Origin of the sequence: Chromobacterium subtsugae, from assembly GCF_035919665.1 — a bacterium.
In the GTDB taxonomy this organism is placed as follows: Bacteria; Pseudomonadota; Gammaproteobacteria; order Burkholderiales; family Chromobacteriaceae; genus Chromobacterium; species Chromobacterium subtsugae.
The window spans coordinates 3,925,929-3,944,923 of record NZ_CP142381.1 but is presented as its reverse complement, the minus strand read 5'-3'; the positions used below and the strand labels follow the sequence as shown (position 1 = coordinate 3,944,923).

Sequence of the window (18,995 nt, the reverse complement as noted above, 5' to 3'; positions counted from 1 at the left end):
TCATCAAGTTTTGCAACGCTTGCAGGCCGATCATGACCCAGTCCCTACCCGTGCATTATTCGCTGCGCCCGGTTTCGCCGGCCGCGCACCTGTTTGAAGTGAGCCTTACCGTGACGCACCCGGCCAAGAACGGCCAGGTGTTTTTTTTGCCGGCGTGGATTCCCGGCAGTTATATGATTCGCGAGTTTTCCAAGCACATTAGCGGTTTGTCCGCCGCGTCGGCCGGCAAGCCGGTGGCTTTGCGGCAATTGGCGAAAAACCGCTGGCAGGCCGACCCGGTCAAGGGGCCGCTGACGCTGAGCTATCAGGTTTACGCCTACGATCTGTCGGTGCGCGGCGCCTACCTCGACAGCGAGCGCGGCTTCTTCAACGGCACCAGCGTGTTTCTGGCGGCGGAAGGCTACGAGAACGACGCCTGCAGCGTGGATATCCATGCGCCGGAAGGCAAGTCTTATGCTGAATGGAAAGTGGCCACCAGCCTGCCGGCCGCCGACGTGAAGAAGAAATCCGGCTTCGGCCGCTACCAGGCGTCCAGCTATGACGAATTGATAGACCACCCGGTGGAGCTGGGCGATTTCCACAAGGTCAGCTTCAAGGCCTGCGGCGTGCCGCACGAATTCGTCGTGTCCGGCCGCTTCCAGGGCGACCTCAAGCGCCTGGCTGACGACACCAGGAAAATCTGCGAATACCAGATCGGCATGTTCGGCAAGCCGGCGCCGTTCGACCGCTACGTGTTCATGCTGTTCGTCGGCAAGGACATCTACGGCGGCCTGGAGCACCGCGCGTCCACCGCGCTGGTGGCCAACCGCGACGATCTGCCGGCGCCGGGCGCGACCGAAATCAGCGACGGCTACCTGAAGCTGCTGGGCCTGATCAGCCACGAATATTTCCACAGCTGGAATGTCAAGCGGATGAAGCCGGCGGTTTTCGCGCCGTATGATCTGAACCAGGAAGGCCATACCCGCCTGCTGTGGGCGTTCGAGGGCATCACCTCGTACTACGACGACCTGGCGCTGGTGCGCAGCGGCCTGATCGACGAGAAACGCTACCTGGGCCTGCTGGCCGAAACCATCACCGGCGTGCAACGCGGCGCGGGCAGAATGAAGCAGACGCTGGAGCAATCCAGCTTCGAAGCGTGGACCAAGTACTACCGCCAGGACGAGAACAGCCCCAACAGCATCGTCAGCTACTACACCAAGGGCTCGCTGGCGGCCTTGGCGCTGGACCTGCTGATCCGCCGCGACAGCCAGGGCAAGCAGTCGCTGGACGACGTGATGCGCGCGCTGTGGGCCAAGTGGCTGGCCGACGGCAAGGGCCTGGAAGAGGACGAGTGGGAGAAGATCGCCATCGAAACCTCCGGCCTCGACCTCAAGCCCTTCTTCGACCTGGCGCTGCGCTCCACCGCGGAGCTGCCGCTGGCTGAACTGCTGGCCAGCCAGGGCATCGAACTGCAATTCGAGGCGGCGCAAGGCGGCTCCGACCGCGGCGGCGTGGTGGAGGCTTTCGCCGCCAAGCCGGCGCCGCTGGCGCTGGGCGTCAAGACCGCGGCCGATGCCGCCGGCGTCAAGCTGGTCCAGGTGCTGGACGGCGGCGCGGCGCAGGCGGCCGGCCTGTCCGGCGGCGACGTGGTGGTGGCGGTGGACAAGCTGCGCGCCGTGGATCTGGACAAGCAGATCGCCCGCTACCAGGCCGGCGACAAGATCAAGCTGCACGCTTTCCGCCGCGACGAATTGATGGCTTTCGAGCTGACGCTGCAGGCGGCACCGGCGGATACCTGCCGCCTCAAGCCGCAGCCGCAGGCCGGCAAGTGGATAGCCGGCCGTTGAGCCGGAAATAGAGAACAAGCGAAAGCGGCGCCCTGCCCGGCGCCGCGGCGTCTATGAATGAGACCGGCGGCGACGCCGGCGCAAAGGAGGTTTCATGGCCCAGCAGCCAGAAGTGAAGTACCGCAAGGATTACCAGGCTCCGGCTTTCCTGATCGACCGCGTCGACCTGGTGTTCGACATCGAGGACAACGCCACCCGCGTGCATTCGCGGCTGGTGATCACCCGCAACGGCCAGTCGCAGGCCGCCGACCTGGCATTGAGCGGCAGCGCCAAGCTGCTGAGCGTGACGCTGGACGGCGACCGGCTGGACGACAGCCGCTACGCATTGGCCGACGACACGCTGACGGTGCGCGGCGTGCCGGACAGCTTCATCCTGGAGGTGGAGACCGAGCTCGATCCGGCCGCCAACACCAGCCTGATGGGCCTGTACGCGTCCGGCGGCAATCTGTTCACCCAGTGCGAGCCGGAAGGCTTCCGCAAGATCACCTACTACCTGGACCGTCCGGACGTGATGGCCAAGTTCACCACCACCATCAAGGCCGACAAGCAGAAGTACCCGGTGCTGCTGTCCAACGGCAACAAGGTGGGCGAGGGCATGGTGGACAAGAAGCGCCACTGGGTGAAATGGGTGGATCCGTACCGCAAGCCGGCGTATTTGTTCGCGCTGGTCGCCGGCAAGCTGGTGGCCTTGAAGGATAAGTTCACTACCATGCGTGGCCGCGAAGTGGCGCTGGAGATCTGGACCGAACCGGCCGACCAGGACAAGACCCAGCACGCGATGGACTCGGTCCGCCACTCGATGAAGTGGGACGAGGAGCGCTACGGCCTGGAGTACGACCTCGACATCTACATGATCGTCGCGGTCGGCGACTTCAATATGGGCGCGATGGAGAACAAGGGCCTCAACATCTTCAACACCAAGTATGTGCTGGCGCGCCAGGACACCGCCACCGATACCGATTTCGAAGGCATCGAGCGGGTGATCGGCCACGAGTACTTCCATAACTGGACCGGCAACCGCGTCACCTGCCGCGATTGGTTCCAACTGAGCCTGAAGGAAGGCCTGACCGTCTACCGCGACCAGGAATTCGGCGCCGACATGAACAGCCGCGCGGTCAAGCGCATCGAAGACGTCAAGGGCCTGCGCGTGTCGCAGTTCCCGGAGGACGCGGGTCCGACCGCGCACCCGATCCGCCCGGACAGCTATATCGAGATGAACAACTTCTACACCATGACCGTGTACGAGAAGGGCGCGGAAGTGGTGCGGATGTACGAAACCCTGCTGGGCCGCGACGGCTTCCGCAAGGGCATGGACCTGTACTTCAAGCGCCACGACGGCCAGGCTGTCACCTGCGACGATTTCCGCGCCGCCATGGCCGACGCCAACGACGCGGATCTGGAACAGTTCGCGTTGTGGTACAGCCAGGCCGGCACGCCGCGCCTGGCGGTGTCGTCCAGCTACAATCCGGCCGAGCGCAGCTACACCTTGACGGTGAAGCAAAGCTGCCCGGCCACGCCGGGCCAGGAGCGCAAGCTGCCGTTCCACATCCCGCTGGCGCTGGGCCTGGTGGGCGCAGACGGCAAGGACCTGCCGCTGCGCCTGAAGGGCGAGGCCGAGGCGGCCGGCGCTTCGCGCGTGCTGGACGTCAAGGCCGCCGAGCAGAGCTTCACCTTCGTCGACATCCCGGCCGAGCCGGTGCCGTCGCTGCTGCGCGGCTTCTCGGCCCCGGTCAAGCTGGAATACGACTGGCGCGACGACCAGCTGGTGTTCCTGATGGCCAACGACAGCGACAGCTTCTGCCGCTGGGAGGCGGGCCAGACCTTCGCCGAGCGCCTGTTCAAGCAACTGATCGCCGACGCCGCCGCCGGCCGCGAATTGAAGCTGTCGGAAACCTTCGTCGCCGCCTTCCGCGCGGTGCTGAAAGACCATGCCGCCGATCCGGCCTTCAAGGCGCTGATGCTGACGCTGCCGAGCGAGGCCGAAATCCTGGAAATGGTGGATGTCGCCGATCCGGCGGTCATCCATCAAGTGCGCGATTTCGTGCTGGACCAGCTGGCGCAAGCGCTGCGCGGCGAATGGCGCGAGGCTTACGAGCTCAACCTCACCCGCGACTACAAGCCGCAGGACGCCGGCAAGCGCAGCCTGAAAAACCGCGCCTTGTGGATGCTGAACCGGCTGGACGACGCCTGGCCGGCGGAGATGGCGGCCAAGCAGTGTCTGGACGCGGACAATATGACCGACCAGATGGGCGCGCTGCTGGCGCTGCGCGACCGCGACGGCGAGGAGCGCGACGCGTGCTTCACCGCTTTCGCCGCGCGCTGGAACGATGACGCGCTGGTGATGGACAAGTTCTTCAGCCTGATTGGCGGCAGCCAGCTGCAGGGCACCTTGCAGCATGTCGAAGCGGCATTGGCGCATCCAGCCTTCAGCATGAAGAACCCCAACAAGGTGCGGTCCTTGCTGGGCGCTTTCGGAGGCAATATGGCGGTGTTCCACGCCGCGGACGGCAGCGGCTATCGCTTCCTGGCCGACCGCATCCTGGAGCTGGACCCGATCAATCCGCAGGGCGCCAGCGGCCTGACCCGCGCCTTCCGCCGGCTGAAGAAGCTGGAGCCGGGCCGCCAGGCGCTGATGCTTGAGCAATTGCGCAGGATGGAGAAGGCCGAATTGTCGAAGGACGTGTACGAGATCGTATCCAAGATCTTGGCTTGATCTCGCCGGGTGTTCCAGCGCGCATAGGGCAGAATGCCTCTCTGGGCCTTCCGTCCGGCGCGAGCTGGAGCGTCAGCCGCGCCATGAAAAACGCACCGGTCGCCCGGTGCGTTTTTTCATGGCGGCAGGCGCGCTTATTCGATGCGCAGCCGCTGGCCGCCGCCGTCGTTGCGGCGCTTGGGCAGCGTCAGGTTCAGCACGCCGTTTTCGTAGCGGGCCGCCGCGGCTTCGCGGTCGATTTCCTGCGGCAGCTGGAAGCTGCGCGACACCAGGCCGTAGTAGCGCTCGCTGCGCAGCGCGCGCTCGTCCTGGCCTTGCTGGTCGAACTGCTTGACTTCGGCCCGGATCGTCACCAGCGCGCCGTCGATCTCGACATGGATGTCCTCCTTGCCGACGCCGGGGAGTTCGGCCTCCACCTGGTAAGCCTCGCCGGTTTCCCTGACGTCCATCTTGATCTGCGCCGGCGGCGCGTCGCCATGCAGCGGCTTGATGAAGAAACCCGGGGTGAAGTCGCGGAAAAACTCGTCAAACAGGCTATGGCGGGCAGGCAGCATGCTCATTTGCTTCTCCTTTCGGTTCAGTGGCTTACGGCGGTTTGCCGTCCTGGAGGCAAAGATGAGGCGCATGGCCGCGGTTTCAAGAGGGGCGACGCGTTCAGGTTTGACGCGGGTCAACTCAGCCGCGCAGCCACAGGCCGGCGAAGTCGGTCCAGCCGTTGCCGCCCAGCTGCAGGCCGGCCAGTTGCGGGCTGGCGTCGTGGCCCAGCGTCTCGTGCGACAGCGGCAGCAGCCAGCCTTCGGCCACCAGCCAGTCGCCGGCGCGGTGGTAGCCGTCCTCGCGCGCGGCGAACGCCGCTTCGCCTTGCAGGCCGCGCATGTCGCCGGCCAAGCGGCTTGAGGCGGCGGGGGACAGGCCAAGCTGCAGCGTGCTGCAGCCGCTCAGCCATTCGAACATGCCGTAGTCGCGGTCGTCGTGCAGCAGCTCGCTGCACAAGATCAAGTCGGCCTGTTCGAGCCAGGCGGCGGAGTTGAAGAAGTCGCGGCGCGTCAGGCAGCGGATGTCGAGCTTGATCTCCAGCGCAGACAGCCGTTCCGCCAGCGCCGCCGCCAACGGCGGGAAGCAAGGCAGATCGTAATGAAACAGCGTCAGCTTGCCGCGGCTCAACCGGGGCGGCGCGGCAGCGGCCGGGCGTGGATGGATCCAGCCTGGCTGCAAGCCCAGCGCCGGCGCGCGCTCCTCGCTGGCGGCGACCGGGTGCGGCGCGGCGAGGAAACTCATCAGCGGCAGGCGTTGGCCGTCGGGAATGCTCGCGCCGCCGGGACGCAGCAAAAGATAGGTGCAGGCCGATTGCAGCATGGTGGCGCCGCGCTGGTTGCCGTATTCCAGCCGCAGGTGGAAATCCTGCTCGTCCGGCGATGGGATGATCCACAGCTCGATCGCGTCCAGCAGCGCGCGCTCGCGGTAGTGCTGCTCGTAAGCGGCCAGCTTCAGCCGCTGCGGGCTGTGCAGCTCGACACGGAACGGGCCGCTGCCCACCGGCAGGCGCGCGAAGTCGGCGTCGCGCCGCAGCGGCACGATGGACGCGTTGGCGGCGGCCAGCCGCTGCGGCCATAGTTGGTCGGGTTCCGCCAGCTGGCAACTGAACGACAGCGCGTCGTGGACATCCACTTGCAGCAGATGGGCGTACAGCGCCTGGCAGGGATTGTCCGCTTGCTTGAGCCTGAGCAGGCTTGCGGCGGCGGTGTCCGCATCCAGCGCGGAGCCGTCGTGGAAGCGCAGGCCAGGGCGCAGCCAGAAGCGCCAGCGCCGGCCTGCCGCGTCGCTTTCCCAGCTGTGGGCCAGCGCCGGCCGCAATTCCCGGCCCTGCTTGTCGTGGCGGCACAGGCGGTCGAAGATCTGCCGCACCAGGTGCGCTTCCAGCCGGGAGTTGACCTGCTGCGGGTCCAGCGTCAACGGCGCGTGCGGGATGGGGATGCGCAGGCTGCGGCCGCTGTCGCTGGCGCCCAGGTGGGCGGGCAGGGCGGATAGCAGTTGCTGCTGCCGCGCCGGCTCCAACTGGGAGAAGGCTTGCTCCAGCTGGCCGCGCGCCAGCAGCCGCTGCAGGCGCTGCCATTCCAATTCGTCGGGCCGCCGCAGCAGCCTGAGGGTGGAGCGCTTGCCGCGGCCACGGCCGGGCTGCCACGCCAGCCAGCCCAGCTCGCGCATCCTGGCCAGTTGCAGCCGCGCATTGCGCTCGCCGCATTGCCACAGTTCGGCCAATTGCGGCAGGCCGGGCTGCGCCGGCGTGTCGCCATAGGCCAGGTAGAGCCGCTGGTACTGTTGTTGCAGCCTCATGCTTGTTCCTGGTGATGGGAAGATAAAGCGGAAGTATTTATTATGGATTTCATCCATTTTTATATTCCGCTTTTTTGGCAATACTGCGCAGGTTCCCATCATTTGACAAGGTACCGCCGTGCCGCCGCATGCTCCCGTTGTTCGCCGCGTCTTGCTGTCGTCTTTTTTATTGTCTTTGTCGCGCGCGGTCATCATGCCGTTGCTGGTGCTGACTTTGGCGCGCCAGCTTGGTTTGTCCTTGCAGGCCACTGGCGGTTTGCTGGGAGCGGTGTTGCTGGCTTCGGCGCTGTTCGGGCTATACGGCGGCTACTGGCTGGACCGGCTGCCGCGCGGCCCGGCCTTGCGCGCGGCGGCGGTGCTGATGGCGCTGGGCAGCGTGCTGCTGCCGTACGGCCGGGGCTACACGCTGGTTGTGGCGGCGCTGGCGGCCGGCGAATTGGCGATGACCCTGTACGGCATCGCGGTGAAGGCGATATTGAGCGATCTGGTGGCGGCGCCGCAGCGCGCCAGGGCGTTTTCGCTGCGCTACACGCTGGCCAATGTGGCGTGGGCGGTGGGGCCTCTGTTATGCAGCGGCATGCTTATGTGGCGGGAGCTGGCGCCGTTCTGGCTGGGAGGCGCGCTGGCGCTGGCCGGATTGCTGGTTCAGCCCAGGCTGCCAGCCGCGGCCAGGGATGCGTCCGAGTTGCCCGACGGTTTTGCCGCAACCGTGCGCACGCTGGCCGGCGATCGGGTGCTGGTGTGGTTTACTTTGAGCAGCTTGCTGGCCTACGTGGTGTATGGGCGCTTCTCCAGCTATCTGCCGCTATATCTGCTGACGCGGATGGGCGAGGCCGAGGCGATGCGCTGGATGTCGGCGCTGATCAGCTGCAACGCGGTCGTGGTGGTGCTGCTGCAATATCCGCTGGGACGCTGGCTGCAACCCAAGCGGCTGGTGCGCGCGGTGGTGGGGGGCTTTCTGCTGATAGGCGCCGGCATGCTGTGGCTGGGCGGCGTGGACAGCTTGCCTTGGATGTGCGCGGCCATCGCGCTGTTCACGCTGGGCGAGGTGGTGCTGGTGCCGGCCGAGTATCTGTACATCGACGCCATCGCGCCGGAAGCCTTGAAGGGCAGCTATTACGGCGCGCAGAATCTGGCCTCGCTGGGCGGCGCGCTTGGGCCGGCGCTGGCGGGCGCGTTGCTGGCGCATGGGCCGGCCTGGACGCTGTTCGCCTCGCTGGCGCTGTTGTGCGGGCTGGGCGCGGGACTGGCCGTCTTCAGCGAACGGTTGCGCTTGCGGCGGCAGGATGCGGGTGCGGCTTTTCCTTTGCCGGGTTCTTTGTCATGATCAAGCGTTTGCTTGAATCGCTGCGCAGACAGCGGCGGCATCACCTTGCGAGGACAAAATGGAGAAACTGCAGCAAGACCTGTTTGTGCCGGTGGGAGACGGCGAGCGGCTGTATCTGAAGCGCATCTGCGGCCGCGAAGGCGGCGCGCCGGTGCTGATGGTGCACGGCGTGATGGCCAATGGCCGCACCTTTTATACTGAATCCGGCAAGGGGCTGGCCCATTTCCTGGCCGATGCCGGCTACGACATCTATGTGGCCGACCTGCGCGGCCGCGGGCGCAGCACGCCCAAGATCGGCCCGGACAGCCGCCACGGCCAGACCGAAACCATTTGCGAGGACCTGCCGGCGCTGCACGATTTCGTCCGCAGGAAAAGCGGCGGCCAGCAGGTGCATTGGATCGCCCACTCCTGGGGCGGCGTGCACATGACGAGCTGCCTGGTGCGCTTCCCCGACATTGCCGCCCAGGTGGCGAGCGCGGTGTATTTCGGCTCCAAGCGCAGCGTGCGGGTGCGCAACCTGAACAAGCTGATCGAGGTAGACTTCATGTGGAGTACCGCCGCGCGTTGGCTGATCAAGGCCTGCGGCTACCTGCCGGCGCGGCGCATCCGGTTGGGGGCCGACGACGAGAGCGACAAGAGCCATCTGCAGAGCAAGCTGTGGGCCGAGCCCAAGCCGTGGGTGGATAGCGACGACGGCTTCGATTACGCCGCCGCCGCGCGCGCCGGCCATCTGCCGCCGGTCCTGTATTTTGCCGCCGCCAACGATCCCTGCCGCGGCCATCCGGAAGACGTGCGCCGCTTCCGCGACGAATCCGGCCCGCATCTGTCGCGGCTGCACCTGTTGGGGCGGCGCGCCGGCCATCTGCACGATTACAACCACGTGTCGCTGCTGACCCACCCGGACGCGCCGCGCGACCATTTCCCGCTGGCGCTCGACTGGCTGGCGGGCCGCTATGACGCGGTGGCGGAGAATTATTGAGCCTGATCGGGCGGGATGGCCCAGATCGTCGTCGGTCTGGATCTCCCGCCATTCGCCCGGTGTTTGGCTTCGGGCACATGGTTTGTGAAGCGGCGCGAGCAGGCGCCTGATAATCCTTTGTCCCCGCAGCGCTCTGCGGCAGATGGATGTCCCCATTTTGAAGCCGGCTATGATATGGCTAGGCTTCTGCCTATTTTTCCTTTCGATTTTTCGCGCAACAGGCTGGCTAATATCATCCTGTGTCGCCTGTCAATCTTGATCGGCGTCAAATCCTGCCCTTTGGAAATATGTTCGGTTTTGTATTTGCCGAATGTGTAGATGAGATGGGCATTGTCATTCAATGAATGGCATGGGTCTGAAAGCGCGGTTTTATTCAAAAATGAGACATGCAGAATAAGTAAGCCCTGTCGTGGCAATGTTCTATTGATTCCGAGTTTTCGGTTTGATTTTATTTGTTGAGAAACCGCATTGACAGTCCAGGGCGGCTCCTCGATAAAATCGCTATTGTGATTGCGTTGCTTCCGGCGCTCCGCTAAGCCAGCCCTGATCAAGTTTGTGATTTTATCCATCGTATTTTTAAATCAGCGCGGTAATGGTTAAAGCGTCGCATGGATAAAGCAATGGCAACTATCGATGGCGAAGCGATATGCATGCGGCGACGCTGCGGGTTGAATTCAAACTGAACAGGTAATGATCATGACGAGCAGTTTTAATGCCGTATTGGCCCGGAATACGGAAAAAGCGCCCATGGGAGTTGGGCCGTATTCCCAAACGGTCGCTTTCTCACATTACAATAATCTGTCGGCGCAATTGCCGGTGGATCCGATGACCGGGAAGCTGGTGGCTGGCGGCGCGAAAGAACAGGCTGAACAGTGCTTCAGGAATATCAAGGCGATTATCGAAAGCATCGGCCATGTAATGGATGATGCGGTCAGAATCACCATTTTTCTGAAGGATATCTCGGATATGCATAGCGTAAGTGATGTCTATTCGACTTTCTTCCAGAATTATGTCCCCACTCTGACGGTAGCCGCGGTTGCCGCCTTGCCTTTGGATGCCTTGGTGCAAGTCGAAGCGTTGCTTTCCAATGGCGAGGGCACCATTCCCAATGCGCCGCAGGCTGGCGATCTGGTCAAAATCGCCAGCAATACGAACCAGGCGCCGACCAGCGCGCTATCTACTCAATCGGTGGCCTTTTCCCATTACAACAATATCTCGGCGCAATTGCCGATTGATCCCCAATCCGGAAAGCTGGTGGCCGGCGGCGCCAGGGAGCAGGCTGCCCAGTGCTTGCAAAACATCAGGGCGATTCTGGAAAGCATCGCCGTTCCGTTTGACGACATCGTCAAAATCAATATCTTCCTTAAGAACCTGTCGGATATCGAGCAGGTCAACGCGGCTTACCGCGCGTTTTTCCCGGATTCGGCTATCGCCCGGGCGGTGGCTTATGTGCCGGCTCGCACCGTGGTCGAAGTCGCCGCGCTGCCGATGGACGCCCTGGTTCAGATTGAGGCGGTTGTGTCGCATGGCGACGGCACGCCGCCGCAAGCGGTTGAAGATCGGCACGGCATTGTGATCAAGGCGCATAACACCGAAAAAGCTCCCCGATGCGCGCTTGCCATGCAAACGGTGGCTTTCTCTCATTACAACCATCTTTCCGCTCAGCTGCCTTTGAACGCAGAGACGAATGAAATGGTGGTCGGGGATGTGAGAGAGCAGGCCAGACAGTGTCTGAAAAACATCAAAGCCATCGTGGAAAGCGTGGGCCACGCGATGAGCGATGTGGTGAAGATCAATATTTTCCTGACGAACATCGCCGAGATCGATGCGGTCGACGAGGTATACGCGGCATTCTTCCCGGGCGGCGTTCCCGCGCGGAGGACCGTGGGCGTTTCGGCTTTGCCGCGCGGCGCGATGATTCAAATCGACGCGGTGGTAGCCAATGCCGAGGGCACGCCGCCGCAAGCCTAAAGCGTCGCCATGCGAGAAAGGGAGCTGTGATTGGGCTCCCTTTTCCTATGGCGCTATCCGCGTTGCCGAATGCCCCGTCCGCCATTTCGTCATCGCGCCAGCTGGGCTGAGAGGGCGCCGCAGGCGCCATGGCGATCCGGAAGAGCGGAAAGGATTGATATCCGGCATTGGCCAGCGGGGGCGGCCTGTGGTAGAAAGCGTCTGCCCATTTTTTCAGCAAGACCGACATGACTGCGCTGCAATTCGAACTCGAAGCCGTACTCGACACCCTGGCAGATCAGGGCTGGATCGTCATTCCCCATGCCTTGTCGGCCGAACTGGTCGCCAATCTGCGCGACGCCTGCCTGCAGGTGTGGGACGAGGGACGCTTCCACGAAGCCGCCACCGGCCGCGCCGGCGGCCAGGCGCGCCGCGCCGAGATCCGCTCCGACTCGGTGCTGTGGCTGGACCAGGTGGCCGACCTGCCGGCGGTGCTGGCCTACAACGCCGCGATGGATGAGATCATGCTGGCGGTGAACCGCGGCCTGTATCTGGGCCTGGTCGAGTTGGAGTCTCACTTCGCCGTCTATCCGGAAGGCGCGTTCTACAAAAAGCATCTGGACCGTTTCCGCGACGACGACGCCCGCGCGCTGACCACGGTGTTTTACCTGAATGAAAACTGGCCGGCCGATGGCGGCGGCCAGATTCGCCTGTACCTGGACGACGCCTGCGAGCGGTTCATCGATGTGGAGCCGGAAGCCGGCACCCTGGTGCTGTTCCTGGCCGACCGTTTCTGGCACGAGGTGCTGCCGGCCAAGCAACAGCGTTTGTCGGTCACCGGCTGGTATCGCCGCCAGGGCGGCAGTTTGCCCTGGTGAGGATTATGGCAAGCCTTGATGTTGGATTGCGCCTCTTAAATTGCATGTTTGATAGAGCTCGGTCGTAGCGGCAGGTCATCGACTTGGATTTTCCTGCTTTAGGCAGATCCATTTTCGCGCGACCATATTCCCCTTCAGCGCACGCCGGCAAGAAAGCGTCTGGCCGGGTTTTAAGCCGCCGACTTGTTCGACGCCGCGCGACGTTAGCGCGTACTGCTGAGCGAATCAAAGATTCGCACGCATGTAGTGTCGGCGGCTCCTGGCCAGACGCTTTTTTGTCGGGGTTTCGTGGGCTGCAGGGGCGGCCTGGGATCGCCTCTGCGTGCGAATCTTTGACTCGCTCAGCGACAGGGCTGGCCGCACAGCCCCTGGCCCGTTTGCCGGGCGGAACCGGCACTTAAAATGCTGTCCGCGCAGCGGACACATACGAGCTGTGCTAGCGCTCAGTCTTTGACTAGGCAGGCCTGTCTCGCCAACAGCGCCGTCCAGCGCGGATCTGTTGCGCTGCCATCCTTCAGCGCCACTCCGGTGGGCTGGCGCAGCGCGGCGTTTATCAGCCAGGCCAGCTTGAAGGCCGCCAGCGGGTAGGGAAGGCCGTCCGGCCGCACATTGGACACGCAGTTGCGCTCGGCGTCGCTGCGGCCGGCGCGCGGCGCGGCGGTCAGATAGAGGCCCAGGCTGTCAGGCGAACTCAGGCCGGGGCGTTCGCCTATCAGCATCGCCGTCATCTTCGCCTGCATGATCTCCCCGGCCTCGTCGCCCAGCGCCACCCGCGCCTCGCGCGCGATCAGCAGCGGGCCGACGTTCAGGCCCAGCTCCCGCACCCGCGGCAGCAGCTCGCGCAGCAGCGGAACCGCGTGTTGGGCGGGCGCGCGCGAGGATAAGCCGTCGGCGATGAGAATCAGCAGGTCGCAGCCTTTGTCCTGCTCCGCCAGCAGCTGTTCGCGGCTGGCGTTGTCCAGCCTGCGGCCCAAGTCCGGCCGCTGCAGGTATTCGGCGCGGCTGCTTGCCGCGCTGTGGATTTCGACAACGCGATGGCCGTCGGCCGCCAGTTCGCCAGCCAAGGCCGACACATCCAGCGGCGTGTGCACCGCGTCGCGCGCCTGGGCGTGGGCCAGGGCGAAGCGCAAGGTTTCGCGGCAGGGCAGGCTGTTGCCGGCTCGGCCTAGGGCGATGCGGGCGGCGGTCAGCCGAGACAGCTCGCCCCAGCCGTCCTCGGTGATCGGGTTCTTGTCCTTCATGCCACGCTCTCCATCAAGGCCAGCAGCCGCTGCCGTTTGTCCTGCGGCAGCAGCTTGCCGCCGCGGGTGATTTCCATCGTCTCCAGCCAGTCTTCGAATTCCGGCGCGCGCTTCAGGCCCAGGACATTGCGCAGGTAGAGCGCGTCGTGGAAAGAGGTGCTCTGGTAGCCCAGCATGATGTCGTCGGCGCCGGGCACGCCGATGATGAAATGCACGCCGGCCGCGCCCAGCAGCGTCAACAGCGCGTCCATATCGTCTTGGTCGGCCTCGGCATGGTTGGTGTAGCAGATGTCGCAGCCCATCGGCAGGCCCAGCAGCTTGCCGCAGAAGTGGTCTTCCAGGCCGGCGCGGATGATCTGCTTGCCGTTATAGAGATACTCCGGGCCGATGAAGCCGACCACGGTGTTGACCAGCAGCGGCGAGTAGCGGCGCGCCACCGCGTAGGCGCGCGCCTCGCAGGTCTGCTGGTCCACGCCCCAGTGGGCGTTGGCGGACAAGGCGCTGCCCTGGCCGGTTTCGAAATACATCACGTTGCCGCCCACCGTGCCGCGCTTCAGCTCCCGCGCCGCCTGATGCGCTTCGTCCAGCACGGCCAGGCTGACGCCGAAACCGGCATTGGCTTTCTCGCTGCCGGCGATGGACTGGAACACCAGATCCACCGGCGCGCCTTGGCGGATCAGCTCCAGCGTGCTGGTGACGTGGGTGAGCACGCAGCTCTGGGTGGGGATGGCGTAGCGCTGGCGCACCTCGTCCAGCAGCGTCAGCAAGCTCCGGATGTCGTCCGGGCTGTCGCCGGCCGGGTTGATGCCTATCACCGCGTCGCCGGCGCCGTAAAGCAGACCGTCCAGCGTGGCGGCGGCGATGGCGCGCGCGTCGTCGGCCGGATGGTTGGGCTGCAGCCGCACCCCCATGCGGCCGGGCAGTCCCTGGGTATTGCGGAAGGCGGTGACGACGCGGCATTTCTTCGCCGCCTGCACCAGATCCTGGTTGCGCATCAGCTTGGACACCGCCGCCGCCATTTCCGGCGTCAGCCCCGGCGCCAGCGCCGCCAGCGTTTCCGCGGTGGCGGCGTCGGACAGCAGCCAGTCGCGCAGGCCGCCCACGGTCAGATGCGATACGGCGGCGAAGGCGGCCGGGTCGTGGCTGTCCAGGATCAGCCGGGTGACTTCGTCTTCCTCGTAAGGGATCAGAGCCTCGTTGAGAAAGACGGTCAGCGGCAGGTCGGCCAGGCACATCTGCGCCGCCACCCGCTCCTCGGCGCTGGCGGCGGCGACGCCGGCCAACTGGTCGCCGGAGCGCAGCGGGCTGGCGCGCGCCATTAGCGTCTTCAGGTCGGCGAAGCGGTAGGTCCGCGGTCCTATGGTGATGGCGTGGCTCATGTCGTGGCCTTGACGGGATCGGGTTGGGTTTCGGATGGCGCGCCTTGCAGCAACGCGTCCTGGGCGGCTTCGGCGCGCTGGCGGGCGGTGGCGAGGAAGTACAGGTAGCCGGCGGCCAGCATCGCGGCGAAGATGCCGGCCAGCAGCCGGTTGTAATAGACCATGGCGACCAGGCAGATCAGCGAACAGCCCAGCGCCAGCGCTGGCAGCCACGGATAACAGGGCGCGGAGAACGGCCGGGGCAGCGCCGGCTCGCGGCCGCGCAGCCGGAACAGCGCCAGCATCGACACGATGTGTACATGACGATGGCGCCGAACACCGACAGCGTGACGATGTTGGCGGTCAGCGGCTGGCCGGCGATCTGCACCAGATCGTCGCTGAAGATGGCGGCGATGCCGACCGCGCCGCCGGCTAGGATTGCGCGGTGCGGCGTCTTGAAGCGCGGATGCACCGCCGCCAGCCAGGCGGGCAGGTAGCCGGCGCGCGCCAGCGCGAAGATCTGCCGCGAATAGCCCATGATGATGCCGTGGAACGAGGCCACCAGGCCGAACAGGCCCAGCCACACCAGCATGTGCAGCCAGCCGCTGTGGCCGCCCACTATCATCTTCATCGCCTGCGGCAGCGGGTCGTTGATATTCGCCAGCCGGCGCCAGTCGCCGGCGCCGCCGGCCATCACCATCACGCCCAGGGCCAGCGCCACCAGGGTGAGGATGCCGGCGATGTAGGCGCGCGGAATGGTGCGGGCCGGGTCCTTGGCCTCTTCCGCCGCCATCGCCGCGCCTTCTATCGCCAGGAAGAACCAGATGGCGAACGGCAAGGCGGCGAACATGCCGCCGACGGCGCCCCAATGGAAGGCGTCCTGTCCGGCCCAGCCGTGGCGCATGAAGTTGTCCCAGCTGAAGCCGGGCGCCACCACGCCCATGAACACCAGCAGTTCGAAGATGGCCAGCAGCGTGACGCACAGCTCGAAGGCGGCGGCGATGCCGACGCCGGCGATGTTGAGCGCCATGAAGGCCAGATAGGCGCCGCAGGCGGTCCACTTGGCTTGCAATCCGGGGAACTGCACGTTCAGATAGGCGCCGATCGCCAGCGCGATGGCGGGCGGCGCGAACACGAATTCGCACAGCGTGGCGAAGCCGGCGATGAAGCCGCCCAGCGGACCGAAGGCGCGGCGCGCATAGGCGAAGGGGCCGCCGGCATGCGGGATGGCGGTGGTCAGTTCGGTGAAGCTGAAGATGAAGGCGGTGTACATCAGGGCCACGAACAGCGAGGTGCAGAGAAATCCCAGCGTGCCGGCCTGGGCCCAGCCATAGCTCCAGCCGAAGTATTCGCCGGAGATCACCAGCCCCACCGCGATCCCCCATAGTTGCCAGCCGCCCAGCTTGCGGGCCAATGCTTGTGTCGATGCGCTCATGGCTTTATCCCGTTGATTGTCTTGTTTGCGCTCAGAAAGTGCGGCTATGCCGTCTGATTTAAGTATGCAAAAAGAATGCCAGCCTTGCCGGCTGTTTTGCCGGGCGCGTCGCGGGGCGGGCCTGATTCCGGCGCGGGTCAGCCGGAGGCGTGCACCGCGATGGGCCGTGCTAGAATCGATCGCAATACGCAATGACGCAGGGGAAATGCAGATGTCTGGCAATAGCATGGGGCGCTTGTTCACGGTAACTTCCTTCGGCGAAAGCCACGGGCCGGCCATAGGCTGCGTGGTGGACGGCTGCCCGCCGGGCCTGGCGCTGACCGAAGCCGACATCCAGCTGGAGCTGGACCGGCGCAAGCCCGGCACCAGCCGCCACGTCACGCAGCGGCGCGAGCCGGACGCGGTGGAAATCCTGTCCGGCGTCTACGAGGGCAAGACCACCGGCACGCCGATCGCGCTGTTGATCCGCAATACCGACCAGCGCAGCAAAGACTACGGCAATATCGCCGACACCTTCCGCCCCGGCCATGCCGACTACTGCTACTGGCATAAATACGGGGTGCGCGATCCGCGCGGCGGTGGCCGCTCGTCGGCGCGCGAGACGGCGGTGCGCGTCGCCGCCGGCGCTATCGCCAAGAAATGGCTGAGCGAGAAATACGGCATCGTCATTCGCGGCCACATGACCCAGATCGGCGAGGTGGCCATCCCGTTCAAGGGGTGGGAACATGTCGGCGGCAACCCCTTCTTCAGCGCCGATCCGGACATCGTGCCGCGGCTGGAGGATTACATGGACAGCGTGCGCAAGAGCCTGGACTCCATCGGCGCGCGCTTGCGCGTGGTGGCGGACAATGTGCCGGTGGGCTGGGGCGAGCCGGTGTTCGACCGCCTGGACGCCGACATCGCCTACGCGATGATGAGCATCAACGCGGTCAAGGGCGTGGAGATCGGCGCCGGCTTCGGCTGCGTGGCGCAGCGCGGCAGCGAGCACGGCGACGAGTTGACGCCCCAGGGCTTCGCCAGCAACCACGCCGGCGGCGTGCTGGGCGGCATCTCCACCGGCCAGCAGATCGACGTCTCCATCGCCATCAAACCCACGTCGTCCATCGCCCAGCCGCGCCGTTCGATCAACAAGCAAGGCGAGGCGGTGACGATGGAAACCCACGGCCGCCACGACCCTTGCGTCGGCATCCGCGCCACGCCGATCGCCGAGGCGATGCTGGCGCTGGTGCTGATCGACCACGCGCTGCGCCACCGCGCGCAGTGCGGCGATGTGCGGGTGGAAACGCCCAGAATTGCCGGGCGCATCGGCTAGTATTGATATACCGGCCGGAAGTCGACCAGGCCGCTCCCGATAGGATGGCACCATGCTGAAAAGTCTGATTGATGGCTTGGCCGGACGCCTGAAGAAAACGACGACAGAGGAAGAGACGCCGGCCGCGGCGGCCAAGCCGGACAGAACCCTGCTGGATCCGCCGCCGCCCGACGACGAGCCGGTGGATCTGCCGCCTACCCTGGGCTTTGTCTCCCACCAGCCGGTGATGGACAAGCAGCAGCGGGTGGTCGCCTACGACTTTTTCGTCCGGCAGGGCAAGCGCAATGTCGAGGCCGGCAAGCAGCAGGAGTTCGACCGGCTGCTGCTGGCCACCTTGCAGAATATGGACATCTTCCGGCTGCTGGCCTACCGCCGCGCCTTCGTGCACATCTCGATGACCTCGCTGGACGAACCGCTGCTGCGCGACATGCCCGCCGGCAGCGTGATTTTCGTGCTGGAAGCGGGGCCGGGCATGATAGTCAACGAATACATGCTCAATCAGCTGGACCAGCTGCAGAAGCTGGGCCTGCGCTTCGCGGTGGAGCCGGCGGCTTACGAGCAGGGCGCGCTGAGCGCCGCCTTGCAGGCCGACTTGTTCGGCCGGGTCGACTTCATGGTGCTGGACTTCGCCGGCCCGTCCACCCGGGTGCTGGCGCCCATTCTGGACCAATTGCCGAAGCGCTATCCGGGCGCGCGCTGGATGGCGCGCAATGTCGGCACCGCCGAAGATCTGGATGTCTGCCTGCGCGCGCCGGGGCATAACCGCTTCGCGCTGTTCCACGGCCCCTTCGTCACCACCGCCCGCGCGCTTGAAGGCGGCAAGGTGGACACCAGCCAGACCCGCGTGCTGCAGATCATGCGGCTGTTGCGCGCCAATGCCGACCCCAAGGAAGTGGAGGCGCAGTTCAAGCTGGATTCGGTGCTGCTGTTCAAGCTGTTGCGCTTCATCAATTCGCCGATCCACGGCCTGGCGCGCAAGGTGCAGACCATAGAGGAAACCCTGCTGCTGCTGGGCCGGGAAACCATGTTCAAGTGGCTGTCGATGCTATTGTTCACTTCGCGCAAGGAGGACGGCACCGCGGTTTCCCTGCTGGAAAAGTCGCTGATCCGCGCGCGTTTCCTGGAAAAACTGGGCAGTTACCGCGGCAACAAGCTGGAATCGGAACACCTGTTCCTCACCGGCATGTTTTCACTGCTGGACGTGCTGCTCAATGTTCCCTTCCCCGATGTGCTCGACCCGCTGGAGCTGCCGTTGACGGTGCGCGAGGCGGTGGTCGAGCAAAAGGGCATCTTCGCTCCCTATCTCGCGCTGGCGTTGGCTTGCGAGCATGGCGACAACGTCCAGATCGAGGCCCTGGCCAGGGTGCTGGATTTCGACCTCGACCTCGCCAACCAGTACTACCTGGACTCGGTGGTGTGGGCGCAGGTGGTGCTGCGCGACAGCGAGGTCCACAACAACGTCGAAGCCGTTTGACGCTTGTCCCGCTTGGCTCGGCCCCGGCGCGCCGGCTCCGATGTGTTACCATCGGGCGCTATGCCGAATGGCCTCTCCCGCCAGCGGTCTGCCGGCTGATTATCCCTTTTGCTGACATGAATGCGGACAGGCATGCCCTGGCCGGCGGAGCGCCGCCGGCTTCGCAGC

Annotated in this window: 15 protein-coding genes; 8 read left to right on the top strand and 7 right to left on the bottom strand. The window is 65.1% G+C overall.

What is annotated here, in order from left to right; genetic code table 11:
• Positions 1-32: 32 nt before the first annotated feature.
• On the top strand, positions 33-1,826 hold the full coding sequence (locus U6115_RS18730; protein ID WP_043575679.1) for a M61 family metallopeptidase: 1,794 nt from the start codon (positions 33-35) through the stop codon (positions 1,824-1,826).
• A gap of 94 nt (positions 1,827-1,920) precedes the next feature.
• Positions 1,921-4,539, top strand: a complete 2,619-nt coding sequence (gene pepN / locus U6115_RS18725) for an aminopeptidase N (protein ID WP_043575677.1) — start codon at positions 1,921-1,923, stop codon at positions 4,537-4,539.
• A gap of 134 nt (positions 4,540-4,673) precedes the next feature.
• Here the strand turns inward: pepN and U6115_RS18720 are convergent, their stop codons facing one another.
• Complete coding sequence (locus U6115_RS18720) at positions 4,674-5,099, bottom strand: Hsp20/alpha crystallin family protein (RefSeq protein WP_043575675.1); 426 nt, start codon at positions 5,097-5,099, stop codon at positions 4,674-4,676.
• Positions 5,100-5,214: 115 nt separating this feature from the next.
• Entirely contained in the window at positions 5,215-6,873 is a 1,659-nt protein-coding gene (locus U6115_RS18715) for an SgrR family transcriptional regulator (RefSeq protein WP_043575673.1), read from the bottom strand.
• Between the two features lie 118 nt (positions 6,874-6,991).
• Here U6115_RS18715 and U6115_RS18710 point away from each other — a divergent pair, with 118 nt between their 5' ends.
• Together U6115_RS18710 and U6115_RS18705 are read left to right on the top strand one after the other, a co-directional pair.
• Positions 6,992-8,200: an MFS transporter gene (locus U6115_RS18710; RefSeq protein WP_047237287.1), complete on the top strand. Its 1,209-nt coding sequence runs from the start codon at positions 6,992-6,994 to the stop codon at positions 8,198-8,200.
• Positions 8,201-8,258: 58 nt separating this feature from the next.
• The gene (locus U6115_RS18705; protein WP_043575671.1) at positions 8,259-9,179 is read left to right on the top strand and encodes an alpha/beta fold hydrolase; all 921 of its coding nucleotides are present in this window, start codon (positions 8,259-8,261) and stop codon (positions 9,177-9,179) included.
• Positions 9,180-9,346: 167 nt separating this feature from the next.
• Here U6115_RS18705 and U6115_RS18700 read toward each other — a convergent pair whose 3' ends face one another.
• Positions 9,347-9,748: a hypothetical protein gene (locus U6115_RS18700; protein WP_146008451.1), complete on the bottom strand. Its 402-nt coding sequence runs from the start codon at positions 9,746-9,748 to the stop codon at positions 9,347-9,349.
• Between the two features lie 127 nt (positions 9,749-9,875).
• Here U6115_RS18700 and U6115_RS18695 point away from each other — a divergent pair, with 127 nt between their 5' ends.
• Together U6115_RS18695 and U6115_RS18690 are read left to right on the top strand one after the other, a co-directional pair.
• Positions 9,876-11,150, top strand: coding sequence for a RidA family protein (locus U6115_RS18695; RefSeq protein ID WP_043575848.1), 1,275 nt, complete (start codon positions 9,876-9,878; stop codon positions 11,148-11,150).
• Between the two features lie 227 nt (positions 11,151-11,377).
• On the top strand, positions 11,378-12,007 hold the full coding sequence (locus U6115_RS18690; RefSeq protein ID WP_043575669.1) for a 2OG-Fe(II) oxygenase: 630 nt from the start codon (positions 11,378-11,380) through the stop codon (positions 12,005-12,007).
• Between the two features lie 443 nt (positions 12,008-12,450).
• Here the strand turns inward: U6115_RS18690 and eutC are convergent, their stop codons facing one another.
• The 4 genes from eutC to eat are packed head-to-tail and all read right to left on the bottom strand — an operon-like array spanning position 12,451 to position 16,041.
• Positions 12,451-13,248, bottom strand: a complete 798-nt coding sequence (gene eutC, locus U6115_RS18685) for an ethanolamine ammonia-lyase subunit EutC (protein ID WP_043575667.1) — start codon at positions 13,246-13,248, stop codon at positions 12,451-12,453.
• Positions 13,245-14,627 (bottom strand): ethanolamine ammonia-lyase subunit EutB, encoded by a 1,383-nt coding sequence (locus U6115_RS18680; protein ID WP_043575665.1) that lies wholly within the window; start codon positions 14,625-14,627, stop codon positions 13,245-13,247. The genes eutC and U6115_RS18680 overlap by 4 nt, the downstream gene beginning before the upstream one ends.
• On the bottom strand, positions 14,624-14,791 hold the full coding sequence (locus tag U6115_RS22860) for a hypothetical protein (RefSeq protein ID WP_230623372.1): 168 nt from the start codon (positions 14,789-14,791) through the stop codon (positions 14,624-14,626). Before U6115_RS22860 ends, U6115_RS18680 begins: the two co-directional genes overlap by 4 nt.
• 14 nt (positions 14,792-14,805) lie before the next feature.
• A complete protein-coding gene (gene eat / locus U6115_RS18670) occupies positions 14,806-16,041 on the bottom strand; it encodes an ethanolamine permease (RefSeq protein ID WP_230623371.1) in 1,236 nt (411 codons plus the stop codon).
• 211 nt (positions 16,042-16,252) lie between these two features.
• Here eat and aroC point away from each other — a divergent pair, with 211 nt between their 5' ends.
• Together aroC and U6115_RS18660 are read left to right on the top strand one after the other, a co-directional pair.
• Positions 16,253-17,353, top strand: coding sequence for a chorismate synthase (gene aroC / locus U6115_RS18665; RefSeq protein ID WP_043575663.1), 1,101 nt, complete (start codon positions 16,253-16,255; stop codon positions 17,351-17,353).
• A gap of 52 nt (positions 17,354-17,405) precedes the next feature.
• A complete protein-coding gene (locus U6115_RS18660; protein ID WP_043575661.1) occupies positions 17,406-18,827 on the top strand; it encodes an EAL and HDOD domain-containing protein in 1,422 nt (473 codons plus the stop codon).
• The last annotated feature ends 168 nt before the right edge of the window (positions 18,828-18,995 follow it).